The sequence below is a fragment of the Paenibacillus sp. FJAT-26967 genome (assembly GCF_001541095.1).
GTDB lineage: Bacteria > Bacillota > Bacilli > Paenibacillales > NBRC-103111 > Paenibacillus_F.
Genome location: NZ_LMXH01000001.1, coordinates 1,898,658 through 1,917,819, shown reverse-complemented (window position 1 = coordinate 1,917,819; position 19,162 = coordinate 1,898,658). Strand labels below are relative to the sequence as shown.

The 19,162-nt window shown below is 52.6% G+C and carries 16 protein-coding genes; 1 reads left to right on the top strand and 15 read right to left on the bottom strand.

Going from position 1 to position 19,162, the window contains the following annotated elements; translation table 11 throughout:
- Positions 1-36: 36 nt before the first annotated feature.
- The 6 genes from AR333_RS08580 to AR333_RS08555 all read right to left on the bottom strand — a co-directional run bounded on the left by AR333_RS08580 (position 37) and on the right by AR333_RS08555 (position 8,331).
- Positions 37-2,280, bottom strand: coding sequence for an MMPL family transporter (locus AR333_RS08580; RefSeq protein WP_068774841.1), 2,244 nt, complete (start codon positions 2,278-2,280; stop codon positions 37-39).
- A gap of 46 nt (positions 2,281-2,326) precedes the next feature.
- Entirely contained in the window at positions 2,327-3,595 is a 1,269-nt protein-coding gene (locus AR333_RS08575; protein ID WP_068774840.1) for an NAD(P)/FAD-dependent oxidoreductase, read from the bottom strand.
- Positions 3,596-3,680: 85 nt separating this feature from the next.
- Entirely contained in the window at positions 3,681-4,385 is a 705-nt protein-coding gene (locus tag AR333_RS08570; RefSeq protein WP_068774839.1) for a methyltransferase domain-containing protein, read from the bottom strand.
- Entirely contained in the window at positions 4,378-5,538 is a 1,161-nt protein-coding gene (locus AR333_RS08565) for a type III polyketide synthase (protein ID WP_068774838.1), read from the bottom strand. Before AR333_RS08565 ends, AR333_RS08570 begins: the two co-directional genes overlap by 8 nt.
- 286 nt (positions 5,539-5,824) lie before the next feature.
- A complete protein-coding gene (locus AR333_RS08560) occupies positions 5,825-6,994 on the bottom strand; it encodes an MFS transporter (RefSeq protein ID WP_253735795.1) in 1,170 nt (389 codons plus the stop codon).
- A gap of 128 nt (positions 6,995-7,122) precedes the next feature.
- Positions 7,123-8,331, bottom strand: coding sequence for an MFS transporter (locus AR333_RS08555; RefSeq protein ID WP_068774836.1), 1,209 nt, complete (start codon positions 8,329-8,331; stop codon positions 7,123-7,125).
- Positions 8,332-8,600: 269 nt separating this feature from the next.
- Here AR333_RS08555 and AR333_RS08550 point away from each other — a divergent pair, with 269 nt between their 5' ends.
- Positions 8,601-9,182 carry a DUF1003 domain-containing protein gene (locus AR333_RS08550; protein WP_068774835.1) on the top strand — a complete coding sequence of 194 codons (582 nt, stop codon included), beginning with the start codon at positions 8,601-8,603 and terminating at the stop codon, positions 9,180-9,182.
- Positions 9,183-9,276: 94 nt separating this feature from the next.
- Here AR333_RS08550 and glsA read toward each other — a convergent pair whose 3' ends face one another.
- The 9 genes from glsA to AR333_RS08510 all read right to left on the bottom strand — a co-directional run bounded on the left by glsA (position 9,277) and on the right by AR333_RS08510 (position 19,083).
- Positions 9,277-10,221 (bottom strand): glutaminase A, encoded by a 945-nt coding sequence (gene glsA / locus AR333_RS08545; protein WP_068774834.1) that lies wholly within the window; start codon positions 10,219-10,221, stop codon positions 9,277-9,279.
- Between the two features lie 133 nt (positions 10,222-10,354).
- Entirely contained in the window at positions 10,355-11,371 is a 1,017-nt protein-coding gene (locus AR333_RS08540; RefSeq protein ID WP_068774833.1) for an aromatic ring-hydroxylating dioxygenase subunit alpha, read from the bottom strand.
- Complete coding sequence (locus AR333_RS08535; protein WP_068774832.1) at positions 11,368-12,528, bottom strand: GNAT family N-acetyltransferase; 1,161 nt, start codon at positions 12,526-12,528, stop codon at positions 11,368-11,370. The genes AR333_RS08540 and AR333_RS08535 overlap by 4 nt, the downstream gene beginning before the upstream one ends.
- The gene (locus AR333_RS08530) at positions 12,516-13,718 is read right to left on the bottom strand and encodes an ATP-grasp domain-containing protein (RefSeq protein WP_068774831.1); all 1,203 of its coding nucleotides are present in this window, start codon (positions 13,716-13,718) and stop codon (positions 12,516-12,518) included. The genes AR333_RS08535 and AR333_RS08530 overlap by 13 nt, the downstream gene beginning before the upstream one ends.
- A 7-nt stretch (positions 13,719-13,725) precedes the next feature.
- A complete protein-coding gene (locus AR333_RS08525) occupies positions 13,726-15,042 on the bottom strand; it encodes a F390 synthetase-related protein (RefSeq protein ID WP_068774830.1) in 1,317 nt (438 codons plus the stop codon).
- Positions 15,039-15,905, bottom strand: a complete 867-nt coding sequence (locus tag AR333_RS08520) for an MBL fold metallo-hydrolase (protein WP_253735748.1) — start codon at positions 15,903-15,905, stop codon at positions 15,039-15,041. The genes AR333_RS08525 and AR333_RS08520 overlap by 4 nt, the downstream gene beginning before the upstream one ends.
- A gap of 2 nt (positions 15,906-15,907) precedes the next feature.
- On the bottom strand, positions 15,908-16,903 hold the full coding sequence (locus AR333_RS08515) for an NAD(P)-dependent oxidoreductase (RefSeq protein WP_253735747.1): 996 nt from the start codon (positions 16,901-16,903) through the stop codon (positions 15,908-15,910).
- Positions 16,788-18,098: an ATP-dependent carboxylate-amine ligase gene (locus AR333_RS25335; RefSeq protein ID WP_253735746.1), complete on the bottom strand. Its 1,311-nt coding sequence runs from the start codon at positions 18,096-18,098 to the stop codon at positions 16,788-16,790. The genes AR333_RS08515 and AR333_RS25335 overlap by 116 nt, the downstream gene beginning before the upstream one ends.
- The gene (locus AR333_RS08510) at positions 18,088-19,083 is read right to left on the bottom strand and encodes a beta-ketoacyl-ACP synthase III (RefSeq protein ID WP_068775180.1); all 996 of its coding nucleotides are present in this window, start codon (positions 19,081-19,083) and stop codon (positions 18,088-18,090) included. The genes AR333_RS25335 and AR333_RS08510 overlap by 11 nt, the downstream gene beginning before the upstream one ends.
- Positions 19,084-19,162 lie beyond the last annotated feature (79 nt).

Genomic DNA, 19,162 nt, shown 5'->3' with positions numbered 1-19,162 from the left:
TCGGAGAAAGATCTTAACAGAGTGAACCATTTTCATTTAAGGTGCCCACCAGTTCCACTTGCCCATCAGCTTCATCAGTGAAGGCACCAGAATCAACCGGATAATCGTCGCATCTATAAAAATAGCAGCGGCGATACCAATGCCGAGCTGCTTGACTCCAACCACATCTCCCAGCGCAAATGGTAATGTTACCGCGATCATGATGGCAGCTGCTGAAGTAATGATACGGCTGGTCGAGGCAGTCCCCAGGAGAACCGATGCGTGATTATCACCGGTGATCCGGTAGCTCTCAGCGATTCGTGATACGAGAAATATCCCATAATCCATACTGATCCCAAAGACAAGACCAAATATAAAGACTGGTATCATTATGGCAATACGGCCGGGCTCCGTGCCAAGGCCCCATTCTTCCGTGCTGAATACCCATGCCAATATCCCAAACGAAGCTCCGAGACTAAGAAAATTCATTAGCACGGTTTTGATCGGTACGAGAATGGAGCGGAAAGCTAAAAATAATACGATCAAATTCGATCCGACAATAAATAGAAGTGCTCCAGGTAAATATTCAAGAATGGTATCTCTAATTTCTTGCTCATATTTAGCCTTGCCTCCAAGCAAGAAAGTAATGTTATTCCCGTGTGAATTTTTATCCGGAGTCTGTTCAACCTGTAATCGATGATCGATAAGTTTACTCTTCACACTATCACGTATTTCCGCTAAGGAATGATCACCTTTTCCTAACCGCTCCCATTTCCGAACCCAATTGATCGCTTGTTTAGAATCAGCCGCATTTTTAAGCTTTACAGCTATTAACATTCGATTGTTGTGCACAAAATGCCTGGTGTAAGACTCATATAATTTGAACAGACCCGGTTTAGCAGCTAGTTCAGCCCATTGATCCCCAGACAAGCCTCTATGAGAAAAAACAGAATCGACACGCTGCACATCCGGATCTGTAGCCAGTATCTGTGTTAGCATATGTGCGTTTATCCAATCTTTTTCTTCTAACCGGTCCCCCCTGCCCTCCAGAAGCAGATATACAGTTTCCTCTAGGGGGCCGTCAAAATGTGTATGGAGCACGTCAGCAACAAAGCGGGATTCCGCCTTCACCGGCAAGGAGGTCTCATCCGGAATCGACACCTTCATCGCCAAAACGGGAAGTGTGCATACAACAAGCAAAAGACAGGAAACAACGACCATGCGAATCGGCCTCTGCATGACATAGTACGTCATAGAATGCATTAAATTTGCATGTGACAAGCTCCGACTTCTGCGGGTGCCCCGGTTTTCTTTAAGAACGTAACCCACAGCCAAGGAAAGCAGTGCAGGCAGCAGTGTAAAGGTAAGCAGAACAGATACAACGAGGACTACAACCGCTCCAGCCGCAACTGTACTGAAGATCGGCAGAGGAATGAACATGACCCCTGTCAAACCAAGCAATACACAGCCCGCGGATAGCAGTACAGCCCGGCCAGCCGTCTTCATCGTAACCGACATCGCTTCCTCCGGACGATGAAACCGGATTTCCTCTCTGAACCTGCTGACTACGATTAGAGCAAAATCTACACTCAAAGCAAGCCCCGCCATCGGTATTACGTTATACACGAAATTAGACAACTCCACATGAACACCTATCGCGTACATGATTCCCATTGCAATAACTACGCCGGATACCCCGATCAACAGAGGGATGACGGCCAGTACCACACCGCCAAAAGCAATAAGCATGATGATGAATGCCGCTGGTATTCCAATAAGCTCAGCTTTCTGCAAATCTGCTGTACTGGCAGCGTTCACATCTTCTTGAACTGCTGCTTTACCCGTTATTTTCACTGAAATGTGAGGATCTTCCGGCAGCAGCTTGCGAAGCTCTCCAAGTACCGCTCTCATTTCATGGGGCTGTTGTCTAAATGCGGCTAATGTATAGGCGAAATTACCTTCTTGCCTGTCCTCCCTCTCCCACGAAGACTCGGCAAACATAAATCCGGAAATACGCTGTAGAGACGACTCTATCTGATAAGTAACCTTACGAAAATAATCCGAATTGACCCCGCCTTCATTCTCATACAGAAGAATAACAGGGTCTGCCGGGATTCCGAATTCAGACGCAAGTTTATTCTGCACTTGATGGTAGGAGCCTTCAAGCTGCAGACCATGTCCTTGGAGGACGGAAGGCAGCTTGAAGGCGTAGTATCCGCCGAAGACTAGGAAGATCAGAACAAGCCCGATAATTCTCGCCGGTCTTCGAAAGGAGAGTATGGCTAGCTTGTGTGCGCTCATACTCCACACCCCTTTCGTTCATATTGACCGGCAGGAAATACTCGGGCTAGCGTTCCGGTTTCAGACGGGTGGCTTGGATAAGCCCCGCTGCCAGGGCCGGGGAGAGCTGAGCCAAGCCCATCACAGCCCGTGGCATCCAGCTTACGCCGAGGGCAGCTTGCAGCAGCCGCCCCCAGCGGAGCGGGCTGTTGAATTCTCGCTGCAGCGCGGCGGTGTATCTCTCTTCCCAGAGGGCGAGACCGATCTCTCCAAGCAGGTAGCTGTTTGCCAGCGGCGCACACAGTGCAGCCGAGCGAAGCGCCATCGACATTCCGTCACCGCACAGCGGCGGAATCATGACGGTGGCGTCGCCGACCTGCGGGATGACATCCCACGCAGTAAGCCCGCGCTGCAGGTCGACTGGCGCCACGGCCGCCTGCGAGCCGGCCACCGGAGCAGCCGGCTCCAGCCGCTGCTGCAGCTTCGGATTCATTCTCGCCGCCGCGGCGATAATCCCGGCAACCGAAGAATCGGTTCCCCGGACAAGCTCACGCGGCAGCAGCGCCGCGGCGTTCACGATCCCGCCCTCGACAGGTGCGAGGCCTACATAGCCGCCGGGCACGAAATACAGCTCGACGGACGACCCCATCCCGATGCCTGTGAAATGAGACTTCACGCCTACGTGCGCAGTTCCGCCTGCAGCCGGAAGACGCCGGTTCGCGCTATATACTGGCTCTGCTCCGGCAGAGCGGCTGGCTGCGCGAACCGTTGTTCCCGGCTGCCCGATGAGATCAGCCCCGCCTCTCCAGCCTGCGCCTGTAACAGGCACACGCCGGCCTGCCCCCCATGCCGCGATAACTGCTCTCGCTTCAAGCTTGAAGTTATGCCCGTGCCTCCTGACTTCAATGGTGTACCCGTGGCCCTGAGTAGAATGAGCAGGATGAACAGGAGGAGCATGGATACCCGTCACGGTGGATGCCGTATACACCTGAGCCCCTGACTTAACCGCAGCCTCATGCAGGGCTGCGTCCAGGCAGTAGCGGCTGATGCCGATAGCCCGTCCAGGCAGTGGAATGCGTACGGAGCTTCCTCCGCTCTCAACAAGATATGCCTCTGTTATGGTGCGAGGGCCAAGGCTTTCGACCAGCTGCAACAGGCCGCACTCTTCCAGCGATTGAAGAGATTCAGGCGAAAGAAATTCACCGCAGACCTTGTGCCTCGGGAATTGCTGCCGGTCGATTAAAGAGACGCTCCAGCCCATATCCGCCAGCATCTTGGCCAGTGTACTTCCGGCGAGACCTGCACCGAGAACAGCCACATCTACTTTATCTATCATCTGGCTCAGCTCCGCTGATCAATATTGTATTCGGCTTTCTTTGATTCCCAGCACCACCCGGATCGTTGACCATCGCTAAGCCGGCTCACTTAGGAATAACCACTGCATGCCGGAACAGCGGCCTCCACGAGATGTGAAAATTCGAGACGGCCAGCTCAGATTCCAGCTTCTTCCATTCGGAAGACCGGAATCCCTTGGCAACCGACAGCGGACCGTCATTCAGAATATAACGGTTCCTGGAAATAAATCTTGTAGTGAGCCACACGGCCGCCCAGGCAATCCAGTGCCGGTGTATATCGTTAAGGACGACACCGTACCGTGAAGCTTCTCGCATACTTTGCACCGCAGCGGCAAGCTCATCAGAGGCGAAATGATGAACAAACTGAGTGCCCGTCACAATATCTGCGCACTGTACGGGCAAGGCAAACAAGTCTCCACGTACGACCTGTACACGGGGCTCGTTCTCAAACAGCTTACGGGCCTCCCGGCAGGCTTCGTCCGTAATATCCATAAGTGTAATCTCCAGTGCGATTCCGTTCCGGTCCGCCCAGCGGAGAAGCTGCTGATTAACATCTCCCGATCCCGCACCAATATCCAGCACAGTCAAACTCCCGGGCTTTCCGGCCGCGATCCACAGCCTGTGTACCCCGTATACGGTCGGCCCTGCTGCTGCAAAAATTTTATTCAGCAGCCGCAGATGAACCAAAGCCTCTTGCAGCTCTTCCCCGCCTGTTGTCAGATCATCCATCAATTCCGGCTCCGCAGCCCGCAGCTTCAACCGCTTAAACATATAGTTGATCCGGTTTTGGCATGACTTGTGCTCCAGAGGGGATATAGGAGATACGGAGCAGCTCCGCCGTTAAACCCGGCCCGAATGCCAAGGCAACGCCTTCCGCTTCGGCGGACTGATCTGCTGCCAGACGTTCTCTTAATTCACGAAGCACGAACAGCAAAGTAGCCGATGACAAATTGCCAAAATTACTGAGAACAGTACGGCTCGGACTCACTTGCTCATCGGTCAGCCCGTACATCGCCTGGACAGCGTCGACAATTCCTCTGCCCCCAGGATGAATCGCCCACAGCTCAGGCAAATGATCGGCGCCTAACAAACGTTCTACTTCGGCTGGTATGTACTGACTAATATGCTTCGGAATATGAGGTGAAAGATACAAGTTGAAGCCGTGATTCCCTATTTCCCATACCATTTCTTCGGCCGTATCCGGCAAAAGCACAGACCGGTAGTCGCCCAGTGTGAATACTGCCTGTTCTTGAGGCTGCTTTATTCCTGGAACCGCTACAACACAAGCGGATGATCCATCACCGAAGAAAGAAGCCCCGAAGAGATCCTCCCGGCGGGCAGATGGCTGTATATGCAGGGTGCATAATTCAACGCAGACAATGAGCACCTTAGCCTGCGGCGAAGCACTCACCAGATCTTTTGCCATACAGATCGCTTTCAAACCGGCGGCGCAGCCTTGGAATTGGAACGGATACCGGACGATATCCCGCTCGAGACCCAACTGGTCGATTAACGCACTGTCAAGTCCGGGCAGGAATTGTCCCGTACAGCTGACAGTTAACAGGTGTGTGATCTCCGCTGACTTAGTGCCGCTGTCCGCCAGTGCTTGTCCGGCTGCTTCAAGCGCTAGAGGAACCGATTCTTTTTTATACAGCTGCATGCGCTCTTCGGTTGAAGGAACCTCATCCAGAGATTCACGGATCAAGTACCGGCACTGTTCCGGGGGCTCGAGCAAATTAGGCTCGCAGGTAAAGCGGTTTACAACCCCGCATTGGTGAAAGATCCTTCTCGCCCAGCGGGCAGAGTCCGGATAATCCTGTAATGCCTCCGCTAACCGGGAGGCAACCTCCCGCTGTTCCAGACGGTAAACAGGAACAGCGGTCCCGATTCCAAGTATGGCGGGTTTAATCGATATCTGTTTCATCCCGTGCCCATCCCCTCATTCAATGAATACAAAGGTTAACCCAACTGTACGCGGACAGTAATGGAACAAGCTTTACGTATATGTATTCATAGGAAAGACTAATTAGTACTATACTCGTACTACTTTTCTGCAGGATTCCATCTTCGTACGGGCTCATTAGTTGAATGCCAGACAAAGAAAAAAGACCGCGTTTCCGCGGCCTTTTATCCGTATTTTATATTCATTCTCAATACAGCATGTCCTGTTCACTATTCCTAACCGCTGCTAAACAGCATGCTCCAAAACGTCATTTATCCCCTGCCGGTTCTATATAACGGTTACTTCCTGCACTCCATCCGACAATGAACATCAGGCTCGCGACAAGAATAAGCAGCAGAATAGGAATACGCCACCCTCCGCTGACATCGTGTAAATAGCCGAATAAGGTTGGAGCTGCAGCAGCAAGTAAATAGCCGAATGACTGCGCCATACCTGATAATTCCGATGCTTCCTGTGTCGTCCGGGTCCGCAGCGTAAAGAACATCATCGCCAGACTGAAGGCACTCCCCCCGGCAACACCGCACATCGCTACCCAGAGGGGAATCCACTGCGCACTTCCAAGCTCCAGCCCCGAGAATCCCGCCATGAACAACACGAAAGTAAAGGTAACCAGCAGACGCTGATTTGCCATACGTCCCGCTAGTATGGGAACAAGGAAAGTAAACGGTAACTGGGCCAATTGCATCAGGGACAACATCCAGCCCGCTTGATCAGGAGGAAGTCCGCGAGACGTTAGGATTTCGGGCAGCCAGGCAACGAATGAATAGAAGAACATCGACTGGAGGCCCATAAACAGAGTAATTTTCCAGGCAAGAGATGAACGCCACATCTGGACGGGCTTATGTTCGGATACTGCGCTTATCGCAGCCACAGCTAATCGGCTTCGCCGCTTGAGCACTTGCGGTGCCCAGAGCAGCAGAGAAACCAAGCTTAACAGCGCCCATCCGCCGAGTGAGCCTTTCCAACCCATACCCGCTGTAGTGACAAGCGGAACACTTATTCCCGATGCAATAGCTCCGCACAGATTCATAGATACCGTATAAATCCCGGTCATGAGACCGATCCGTGCGGGGAACTCTCTTTTAATAAGTCCAGGCATAAGTACGTTGCCGAGCGCGATTCCAAGCCCGAGCAGGGCTGTACCTAGAAACAGCGTGCCTGCGCCTGAGGAAGAACGGATTAGAATACCGAGAGTCAGCAGGCCCATAGCCCCCAACAGCACCATTTCTACGCCGTACCTTCGTGCCAGCTTGGGTGCAAACGGCGAGAAGAAAGCAAAAACCAGGAGCGGCAAGGTCGTCAAAGATCCTGCCATCGTGTTGGACAGATTTAAATCATCCCGGATCGTTCCGACTAACGGTCCTACCGATGTCATGGGAGCCCGGAGTACAGCGGCCACAAAAATAATTCCGATCAATAAAGCCCAGGTCGTGCGCTTATCTGATACGACTTCTGGTGATAAGGAAGAATTCGGCCCGGTTGTCTGCTTGCTGCTTGAAGCCAATCTCTATCCCTCCATCCCCATTTGTTATAGTCCGGCAACTTTCAATCCAGTTCTTTCCCCTTGGTCTCTTTGCCCAGGAACAGCACGGCCATTGCACCGACAATAATAGTGACAAAGAACAGGATGAAAATCGTCTGAATTTCTACTTTCCAGCCGACAAGCATACCGACAAGCAGCGGGGCAATAATGCCTCCGATTCTGCCGACAGATGCGGCAAGCCCGACACCCGTGGAACGTGTGGAAGTCGGATACAGCTCAGGCGTGTAAGCATAGAGTCCGCCCCATGCGCCCAGGTTGAAGAAGGACAGACAAATCCCGGCTGCTATCAGCATTCCGACCGATTCTGCACTTCCGAACCAGATTGCGCTTACGGCAGTCAGAAGCAAGTAAGTCACGAGGACGAATTTCCGTCCGTATTTCTCGATAAAATAAGCGGCCGTAAAATAACCCGGCAGTTGGGCAAGCGTCATAATGAGCACATACTGGAAGCTTTTTACCAGACTGAATCCTTTCATAACCATAACGGTAGGAAGCCACAAGAACATGCCATAATAGGAAAACACCACCGTAAACCACAGCACCCACAGCATAATCGTGGAACGGCGGTAATCGGCGGACCAGACGGATTGCAGCTTGTGCAGAAAGGACGTCTTCAGCTCCTGCCGTATGAACTTGGGCGAGTCTTCTATCGCCCGTCTTAAGTAAAGGGCATACAGGGCGGGTACGGCTCCTATAATAAACGCGGACTTCCATCCGTAATACGGAATGACGAAGTACGCAATCAGAGCGGCCAGAATCCATCCGCCTGCCCAGAAGCTTTCCAGCAGAACAACGGCTCTCCCGCGCTCCTTAACCGGCATACTCTCGGACACTAAGGTGGAGGCGACCGGCAGCTCGCCGCCAAGACCGACCCCCGCAATAAATCTTAGTGCGCACAGTACCGTAAAACTCGCTGCGAGGGCAGATAAACCGCTGGCGGCCGAGAAGAGCAGCAGCGTCCAGAGCAGCACGGATTTGCGGCCGTAGCGGTCCGCCATATATCCGGCTAAAGCGGCCCCGACCGCCATTCCCACGGAATTAATGCTCGTCAAGACTCCCACCTGCCCGGGGGATAAATTCCAGTCTATCGCAAGTGCGGCTACAATAAAGGAAATAATTCCGACATCCATCGCATCAAACATCCAGCTCAGACCTGCACTGAACAATAATTTGCGTTGTTTGGGGTTTCGCAGCATGGCTAAGGTACTCATAACCTGTCTCCCTTGTATAAGCTCATCTTTTTGCAGCCGAGCCTGTATTCATTCGTTTTTTGAGAAATCCACCGGCACCTTTTGCCCCGGATATCTTGTATCGAACTAATCCCGCAGCTATCTTACCATAACCCGACTAAATTATCCCAAAGAAATGAAAATTTCCTTAAGAATCTCTCATATATGATTAAGTCGGGACCTTAGGGGTAAAAATTAAAGGGCAACCCCCATAACACCTTAGAATACGCTTTAGCAGGGAGGATTACCAAATGGAGAGCGAGAAAAGTACAGACGACATCAAATCCGAAGAACTTCTTCTAAAGGAACTCGAAAAATATCCCGAGAAAAAGTTGAGTAAACACGATGTCTATCGGGTTTCGCAAATGGTTCATGAATACCAAGGCAAAATTAAATCTTATTTATATGAACAGCAGGAGAAGAAAGCCGACCGCTGGGACCGGATTGCGGACAAAGTTGCCATCGCTGTCGGCAGCTGGTGGTTCCTTATTATTTTCGGCAGCATCATCTTTGCCTGGACATTCATTAACAATGAAAGGAATTCCTTGTTTATACTGAGCTTTGCTCTGACCATTCTTTCTTTCTACCAATCGACCATGATTCAGATGAGCCAGAACCGGCAGGCGACCAAAGATAAGCAGGAACAGATGCTGGACATTGCGATTAATTATAAAGCAGAACAAGAAAATCTGGAGATCCAGCAGCATTTACTGGAACTGGAGAAACGTCTTCATATTATGGAGAGCAGCCTTACTTCTATCAACCGGAACCAAAGGAGAACTAGACATTTGCCGAAATCGCCCAGGGCAAAACGGTCCCATCGCAGCAAGTAACATGATAAGACTGAGCTAACCCCTCACGTCAAAAATGACATGGTAAGAGACATGTCTTTTTTGTGGTCTTGAACCACTCCGCGGCCGATATTGCTCAGAATAAACTCCAATCAAACTGCCGGGACATCCGCTGCAGAAGATGCACGCCCGCAACACTGTTGCCTTTCTCATTTAATGCTGGCCCTATAATTCCGATCCCATACCGTCCCGGCACAAGTGCCAGAATACCGCCCGATACGCCGCTTTTAGCGGGTAGACCTACACTAATGGCGAATTCACCGGAAGCATTGTACATGCCGCACGTTGTCATGAACGTTTTGGCGATTTGGACGAAACGCCGCGGAATCAGATTTCTGCCGGTAATAGGATCCGTGCCGTCATATGCCAGCACAAGCCCCATTCTTGCTAAATCCGCACAAGTAGCACGTATAGAGCAGTGACGAAAATAAACATGAAGGACTTCTTCCACACTTCCTTCAAGTACGCCATTATGCTTGAGAAAATAACCCAATGACCGGTTCAGATGCCCGCTGTCAAGCTCGGATTCGAATACTTTCTCATCATAATCAAGCGACTCGTTATTCGCCAACTCCCGGAAAAATGTTAGAATTCTTGCGGATTGTTCTTGAGAGGAACGCCCGCGAATCAAGGAAGAAACTGTAATAGCCCCCGCGTTAATAAGCGGATTAAAGGGGATACCCGGCTCGACCAGCTCCAGTTTCAACATGGAGTTAAAATCATCACCCGTAGGTTCTTTGCCCACCTTGGCAAAAACCTCCTCTTCCCCTCTATCCATCAGCGCCAGAATCAGCGTGAATACTTTGGAGACGCTTTGCATCGTAAAGGGGAACCCGCAATCACCCGCTGACGAAAATTCTCCCTGGCCATTCATAAGATGAATACCTAAAGCATCCGCCTGTATCTTCGCCAGCTCAGGAATATAGGTAGCGACTGCTCCTTCTGACGTCGTCAACCGGCTCGTCTCAAGCCAGTGAGGCAAAGATTCTCGAATCCGCTGAAATTCAGGTTGAGCCTCCATCCTCTGTCCCCCCGTACATTTGTCCTCTTCTGTTCCTATACCCTCACTATTAACACGATCCTACTTTCGTATTCCGTTACTATCCGTTTCGGGTATAAAAATTAGAGGATTGAGCTAGTTCAGAGGGAACTCCCTACACATGCAAATAAACCGTCTTTTCCAACCGGCTCGAATAAATTCTCCCGCGCATTAACTGCTCCAGATACGGGCGGATCAGATCTGCCTGTGTCGAATGAAAATCTTCTCCGCCGCCTCTTTCCAGAGCCGCCTGCTGCACTTCAACGATGCGGATATCCTGCTTGAGCGCTTTTTTCAGAAAAGGTGTGATGACGAGCTTCTTAAGGCTGCCTGGAATAAGTCCGCGTTTAACGGTGACAATGGCATAAATATCTTGATAATCTGCCGAAGTCGGTTTCATCAGTGCTGTAATGAGCAGCGTCAGCCCTTTGGAGGAACGGTATTCAATTTGTGCTATGCCGGGCATCAGGAACCGGCCATAGCTGGTCTGTCTGTCCCGTTCAAAAATGCGGGAAATCAAGCCTGCTTGGCCCGATTCGCCGCTGTACTCAATCTCAACTCCACTGCCGGAAGCCGTGATGCAGGCCTTCACCCGCTGCCTATTCTTGTCCGTACGAATAAGACCAGCATGAACATAATGCGTATGGGTTGCATCCAGCAAATTCTCGGCCGCATTAAGCAAAGTACCGCGGACAGCCGTCTTCCAAACGAACGAGTACAAGGTCGGGTCCTTCATAAAGGGCAGCGAAGCGGGAGCGCTCTCTCCTTCAGCGGCTGGCGCCTCTTCAGGCAGCTTGATCCATATAAATCCATCCTGCTCGGCAACGCGTACGGCAGCAGCATTCATATGCTCACCCGGCTTGAACGAACAAAGTCCGGGAACGCGCGTGCACACACCGCTGCCGTCAAATTCCCATCCATGATAAGGACATGTGATGGAGTTCCCGTGCACAACACCCCCGGATAAGGGAACGTTACGGTGCGGGCAGCGGTCCACCAGAGCATGGACACCCGCCTGGGTCCGGAATAATACAAACTCCTGATCCAGCACGGTAACAGCTAATGGTTTACGACGCAATTCCTCCACACGGCAGGCCGGAAGCCAGTGGCTCTGAAGTGTATGGGTGCTCATAGTTGATACTTCCTCATCACCGGTACCCCTATTCTATTTAAAATACCGCCAAGCACCGACCACATCATTCTTCTTCCAGGAGGAAGATGGCGGGTATAAACAGCGCTGTATTCGATGGCGGGTTCCCCTCCCCGGATGCGCTTATAATGAGCGGCGCCGGAGCTCAGATGAAGCAGCTGCCTCTGCCGCGCCGCCCGGTTCAAGACCAGACTCATCAGCATCCGGTACAAACCGAGTTTTTGAGGCAGAGAGGTGTCGTAGCCAACCAACGGAACCGTCATTATTCCCCCTCGGATAAAGCAGCCGACAACTCCTTGAAGAACTCCATCTGCATCTTTCAAGCCCTGCATGTACATCAAGCCGTTTCTATGGCAGTTTGATATATAAGCTTCGGTGAACTGGGGATTCAGCGCCGAATATTTTTGTATGTACAGCTGTTCATACAGGTCCACAATCCGTTTATAATCGCTTTCGGTAAAGTCTTCATGGTCCAGAATGGTATAACCTGACTTCTTGAGCAGCCTGGCATCCCAGCGATTATTCTGCTTCTCCAGATACTGGGGATTCCGGCCGTCAAAAAAATAGACCTGCCTGCTGGGAACAAAGCGGTATCCGAGACTTTTCAGAATCTCCATCAGACCGGAATTGGTTCTCTCGTTAAGCGAGCGCAGCACGATGGCATGCCCGGGGTAGCGGCTAACCAGCCTCTCGGTAGCCAGCCGGAGATCTTCCTTACCCATCTCTTCGTACAGATTGGTGGATAGCAGCCAGTTGTTCAGGTGGATGTTGCGGTTGATCCGTCCGGCTTTGAGCAGCGGCGCGATCGTCCCTATAACGCCCGCCAGCACAGCTCTCAGTGCTCTGCTGCGAAAAAGCACAAGTTCCTCATAGGCGTATGAGACATAAGTGGAATAAGGAGAACACACGTATGAATTCGAGTATTCCTTGTCGTTATACGTCATCGGAATAAGGTGCGGACCTACTTGAACCATTTGAACTTGTGTCCTTACATTTGCCATGTAGGCAGCGGCTCCATCTTCTATCAGAGGCAGCGTGTAGGCTTCCACCATCCCGTCCGGATTCGGTTCAGGCTCCGTATGAGGCTTAAGAGAGTCCGTTTCTCCAATACCGTTAAGATATGCAGTTATCGGTTCCATTCCGGTTCTCCGTCCCATTCGATATTCGCCGTTGCGGCGTTTTTGAAGCTGATCCTGCGTGTTAGACTGTCATAGACCGTTTCAACCAAACTCAATACATGATAAGGAATGACCCATGGGTCCGTCCGGTCCCACAGGACATCCCCGGCCCGGCCGTAGTCCCGCAGCCAGCATTTCATTCCTCGCAAGCCGTGATAAAACGGATTACCCAGCATCGCATAGGCAATCATTCTTGGTTTGGCGCTTGGCGCAGAGCGAGCAGTCCTGCCTTCGAGCCTGGCGTCTGTCAACGGTTCGTCTCCATCGAAAGAAGCTCTTGCACGCACGAACTCCAGCAGCGGCTTTACAAAATCATGCCGAGACACCAAATGTAAACCGCTGGTGGATCTCGGATTACATTCAAGCACGAATACATTCCCGGATTCTTCTTCGATAAAATCAAACGAGATGTGTCCGGTAAAATCCAGCTTCCGCACCAGTTCTGCCGCAAAATTCGAGATCCGCGGATGTTGCACAGGCTCAAAGTAGTAACCCGAAGCCTTACCCAGTCGATAGACGGGCTCGTAGCAGGACTCGGCGGCAATGACTCTGTCAACAGCCAGATGATAGCTGCACAGTTCCCTGCCGTGCACATATTTCTGTGCGATCCAGGGATCTTCCGGACTCGGGTTAACTGTATGCGGAAGCCCGGCAGGGGCAATGACGGTCCGTGAAGCGAATCTGCTGTAGACAGGTTTGAACACATAGCTGCTGGCAGGCAGCTTGAGCCCGGACATATCTTCCGGCGTAAGCATCAGCACCGTCTCCGGAGTTTGAATCAGGCAATCTGAGGTCAGCTGCGAGAATGTCCACTTGTTATGCAGCATCTTTAATTGCTCGAAAGGAGCGCAGAAGACACGGCAATCTGCCTCTAGCTCTTCCAGGAAAGGGGCCAGATAGAGAATCTCCTCGCTGCTTGGAAGCAGAAGCTGAATCCGCTCGCGTCGGATGACCTCCTGCAAACCCCGGATAAATCCTCGCAAGTCTTCTCTGGGAGAGGTTAGATAGAAGAAGCCCTTCAGAGCCCGTGAACCGGCACTGACGGGAAACCGCACACAGTCCGCGGCATACACCGAGCAGCCGCCAAGCTGTAAACGTCTGGCCATGTCCAGTGCCGTATAGGACCTTGCTCCTGTTAGCAGTACTCTCATCCCTTGCCTACTCCCAAACAAAGCGCCGCTCAACCCTGCGGAGCTTCTGCAGTCCCGGCTGGAACACATAGGGGACGAATCTTACCTGCGGAACCCGGCATCTCCGCTGCCGGAACGTGTCTTCCAGCTGCCGGCGCACAGCTTGTTCAACAGGCGTCTTTACGCCAGTGACACGCAGAGCAACTTCCAGCTCCGTCTCTGCCAGCTGGATCACTTTAAATTCCAGAATCTCGTCCGATGCCATCAGGACAGCCCGTCTGATAAAATCCGGAAAGATAGGAGCTCTTGTTCCAGACGGTTCCTCTAAGCCGCAGAACATATCATCCGTTCGCCCGCTGATCGAGTCAATGGCGGTAAAAACCGATCCGCACGGGCACGGCTGCTCACGCAGCGTCAGCAGGTCATTCAGCCGGTAGCGGATTATGGGCTGCGTCTTCCTGGAGAAATCCGTAATAACCGGCACGAATATTCTTCTGGATGCATCTACATACTCCCGCTGAATGACGAGAATATCCTCATTCAGATGAAGCGTGCCGTGGTCGCACGTGGCGCCCAGGAACCCTTCCGTGCACTGGTAAATGCTGTGCACCTCTCTGCCGAACGCTTCACGTATGCACATTTCATCGATCGGCTCCAGCACCTCCGCCACCGAGATGATCTTCTCCGGCTCGATGGGCAGCCGGCCGGACAGCTTCGCTTCGGCCAGCAGTCGCAGCATAGAGGGCGGTCCGATGAGCAGAGTCGGCTCCAGCTCGCAGAGTCTTTGAACGTGCTCCTCTATCGGCCGGATCAGATCAAAGAAGCAGAAGCGGATGCGCTTCGAGTTGACGGTCTGATACAGATTGCTGTCCGCCCGCAGGAAGAAAGCGATGCGGTGTTTGCGGAGCAGAGAGCCCGGCAGCGCCTTGGCCAGCGCAGCCCCTGCCCAGGCCGCCCGCTCATCGGCGCTGACAAGGAATAGTCCCCGGCTCCCTGAAGTTCCGGAGGATAAGCCGATCGTGATACCGCCGAGCTCCGGGGAGAAATCGCGCTCCGATTCGGCACGGAAGGCTGCCTCGAATGCTTCTTCTTTGGTAATACCAGCTGTATTCAGGCTATCAAAAGCATCCATCATCCTCGCTTTGTCCATAAGCGGCCAGTCACGCCAGTCCTGAAGCCTTAAATCTTTGTAGTGCTCCCGGTAAAACGGAGACTTCCGGAGGGTTTCCGTTAAATGCGCGATAACCTGCCGGTGCTGCCAGGCTTCAAGCGCTTCACGGTTCTTCCAATGGGTCCGGCGGTAACGGGTGAGCATATATTGCTTCAATAAACGGCTGAGCTTCACTCACAGTCACCTCCGTCATAAGGCAACTCGCACAGCGCCCGCGCTTCCGGACAATGCGTAAACACTTGTCTAAGACCCGGATTCTTCCGGCTGAGCTCCACCAGACGGCCAAAGGTGGCTTTGTAATCCCTGCTGCTGTCGAATACGGTAAACGCAAGCGGATGCGGGAGCCGGTTCTCCTGAACAGCCTTCCGTGACCAGCCCGCATCTGCTCCCAGCAGCACGGGCGGTGATGTCCCGTCTGTCAGCAGAATACCGATCTGATGGTCCGCATGGCCGGGGAGGGCAATCGCTATCAGCTTGCCGTCCCCGAATAAATCATACCCCTCAGCGAATGGAGCATACTCAGCGGGCAGCTTTACCCGGTCTGCGGATTCGATCCAAACCGCCCTAGCTTCGAAATCTGCGGGCATCAAGTCAGGCAGGAACGCTCTCTTCACTGCCGCAAATCCTTTCCGTACAGAAATGGCCGAATACCCCTCACGGGAGCATATAAACTTCGCATTCGGAAAATCCCGGAGGCCGCAGATATGATCCGCATGAAAATGCGAAATGATAATCGTGCGGACTTCATCCGGGGAATAGCCTGCGGCTCTTACATGATCTGCGGCCGTGAAATCATTCTCCATGTCAACGGGTGTCATCCAGCGGTAAATCCGATAGGGAAACTTGCGGGTCGCTTCCATAAAACGCGGAGCATATCCCGTGTCAAACAAAATCAATCCCTTCTCAGGATGTTCGATCATGCCGAAAATCCCGGGGAAAGAAATAAAGCGCCAGCGGCCTCCTCTTATCGAAAAAGCCTCCAGCTGCTTGCATGAACCTGTACTGCGCAGATTGAGCGTCAAGCGTTCCGGTCTCAATCTTATCCTCTCCCCTCCTGCTGTCTCCACCAGTTGCTAAAGCGATATATGCCCTCGTCTACGCTGATAACCGGCTGGTAACCAAGATCGCTCCGGGCACGGGAAATATCAAGCGTCTGGTTAAAAGCGAGAATGCCGACTGTATAGCGTGTCAGCATCGGTTCCCGGTCAACAAACGGCAGCATAGCGGCCGCTTCCATAGCCGATGCCAGAGAATATGCAGCGAGGTACGGAATCTGCCTGGACCGGAAAGGCGTATCAAGCAAAGCGAACAGCCTCTTCAGCAAGTCGTACAAATAGACGGGCTGTCCATTCGTAATATTGTACTTGCACCCCAAGGCATGATTCCCCGCATGCAGGGAGCACAGCAGCGCTTCCGTTACGTTGTCGACATACGTCACGTCCATGAAGGCTCTTCCCTTGCCGATAACCGGTACGAATCTCCGTTCATTGGCGCGCAGCAGACGGGGGAAGATCGCGTTATCTCCCGGTCCGAAGATTCCTCTCGGACGCAGGGTAATAACGGGGAGCCCCTTGGCAAATGCCTGGTCGATTTCCTGCTCGGCCAGCCGCTTCGTCCGTGCATACGCATTGACGCCGCGGGCAGGCAGCGGCTCTTCTTCCCCGATATTCAACCGGTCTTTGTAATCAAAATAGATCGATGGCGTGGAGACATGGATAAGCCTCTGCACCCCATGATCCAGACACCCTTGTATGACGTTTCTCGTTCCGATTACGTTCGTCCGGTAAAATTCATCGTAAGGTCCCCACGGAGCCGAGAAAGCCCCGCAATGAAAGACGGCCGAATGGCCTTTGAGCGTGCGGGGCATTTCCTCGGACGCCAAATCCATGCGCACAAAAGCCGCGCCCGCCGCTTCCAGTTCACGGCCGATCTCCGGACTCCGTCCTATTGCCGTTACCTCGAAGTCTTCGCTCAGCAGACGCCCGATCAAATTGCGTCCCAGAAATCCCGTCGCGCCTGTCACAAGGACTTTCATATTCCCCATTCCATTCCATATCATATGTCGTCATTTCTTTAACCGGTCTGCCTGCAGCGCGGGCTTGTTTCCAGAGATCAAGCAGTATCATCCCCTGAGCCAGGAATGGTCCGGGGTCGCGCCACTCAAAGATCACGTCCCGGCCGCGGAACATGCAGCCCATCCAGCGACGCAGTCCCGCCGGATTCGGCTCCCGGCCAAGACCGTAGAGCAGCATGGCGGCTGTAATCATTCGTTCGGCCGGCTTCCTTGGAATTAGACAAGGTGATTCTGGATTTACAGCCGCCTTAGCGGGCGCAAAAAAGGCATCGCCGATTCTATCCTCCGCCGAGAATAGGTGCAATCCGCTCGTTGCCCGCGGATTGCACTCAAGCGGCCAGATCGTTCCGTCCCGGTCGATTATAAAATCGAAAGCGAGTTGTCCGGTAAAACGGAACCTACGTACAAAGGCTTGCACCCATTCGAACAGTTCCGGATGACGCTGCTGTTTGAAATAAATACTAGCGCCCTTCCCTGCGGTGTAATCAACACAATAATCGGTGTATGCCTTCAGCTCTCCGTCTGCGGCTATCGCGTAGGTACAGTACTCAAGGCCTGTGACGAACGTCTGCGCCACCCAGGGAAACTCCTGCGATATCTCCAGTTCGGGAGGAATCTCGCCTGCTTCATACGTTAAAGTACGGGAAGCAAAGCGGGAATAGACCGGCTTCAACACCCATTTGCGTAAGCTCCGGGTATTATGAAGCTGGCTCAGCTCGCCGCATGACGTCAACAGCAAGGTCCCGGGCGCCGGCAGCCCCATTGCCTGCAACAGCTGGTTAAATGCCCATTTGCTGTGAAGCTGCAGCAGCTTATCGAGATCATCCGTGAACACCCGGCATCCGCCTGCTTCCAGCTCGGCTTTGCCCTCTGCCACATAAAAGATCTCTTCACAAGTCGGAATGAGCACCTGAATCCGGTGGATCGCAATAATGTCCAGCAAGCTGCTGAGAAATTGTTTTCTGTTAAATCTGGGACCCGGCACCTGATAAAACTGCTGAATACTGGCGGAATATCGAATCAGCGGTCTCGCCACACTATCTGCTGCATATACCCGGCATCCGGCAGCATCAAGCTGTCTAGCCAGTTCCAGGGCTGCAGGCGCCCTTCCCCCCGTTATCAATACCGCAGCACCCGCATTGTGATTAGTATTCAAACACAATCCCGCCCAGTGAGACTCCGGCTGAAATCCCTATGATCGCCGCCAGGTTGCCGCGTTCCAAGTGGCTTTGACGAATCGCTTCGTGAAGCCCCATCGGCAAGGATGCCGCAATCGTGTTGCCATGATTGCCGATAATGTTCATCAGCTTAGAATCGGGAATCCCTAATTTATGCTGGAGCAATCTCATCGCCATCGCGCTTCCCTGGTGGGGGATTACGATAGATAACTCCGACAAGCCAACACCTGCATCACGGAAAAGTTCTTCCATAAATCGCGGAAGGAGTTTGGAAGTTTTCTTAAATAGGGCTTCGCCCTGCATATCAAACAAGTAATCGGCGGCACGGCTGGCTTCATAAGAAGCGGCCGGCAGCTTCGTGCCGCCTCCCCGCACCTCGGATAGCGCATAGCCTGAGCCGTAAGTTTCCATGCGTGAAGCAAGAATGCGTGAAGTTTCCCCATCCTTGCTCATTCCCACTACCACCGCCGCAGCGCCGTCACCGAACAGGATCGAACTCTCCGACTGCTCGTAGTTTAGACCGGCTGAAGCAATCTCCGGTGCAACAAGGAGCACCTGTCTGTATTTGCCCATGGCCATGGTATAGGAGATCAGATCCAGTCCTGCCAAGAAAGACAAGCACGTTGAATTGACATCAAAGCAAGGTGTCCCGGAGTCGCCATACCCCATCTCGTTCTGGATTAAAGCTGCTGTGCATGGAATGGGCTGTTCGGGTACGGAGTTGGTGCAAACGATGCAGTCCAGGTCCGCGAAAGTCAGCCCAGCAGCCTTCAGTGCTTCTTCAGCCGCACGGGCTCCCATCTGCGAAACTGTCTCGCCTTCTGTGTAGTGCCTTACCTTCACTCCGGATTTCTTAAGTACCCATCCTGCGGGTTTGCCCAGACGTTCATCCAGTTCTTCCGAAGTCACCTGTCTTCCCGGTAAATATTTGCCGGTTCCAAGAATTCTAAGTTTTCTCTGCATTATGCTGGACACGTCACTTTCTCCTTAAGGCTGATACACACAAGGCCATCTATTTGTAGAGATAACGCTTACGGCAAAG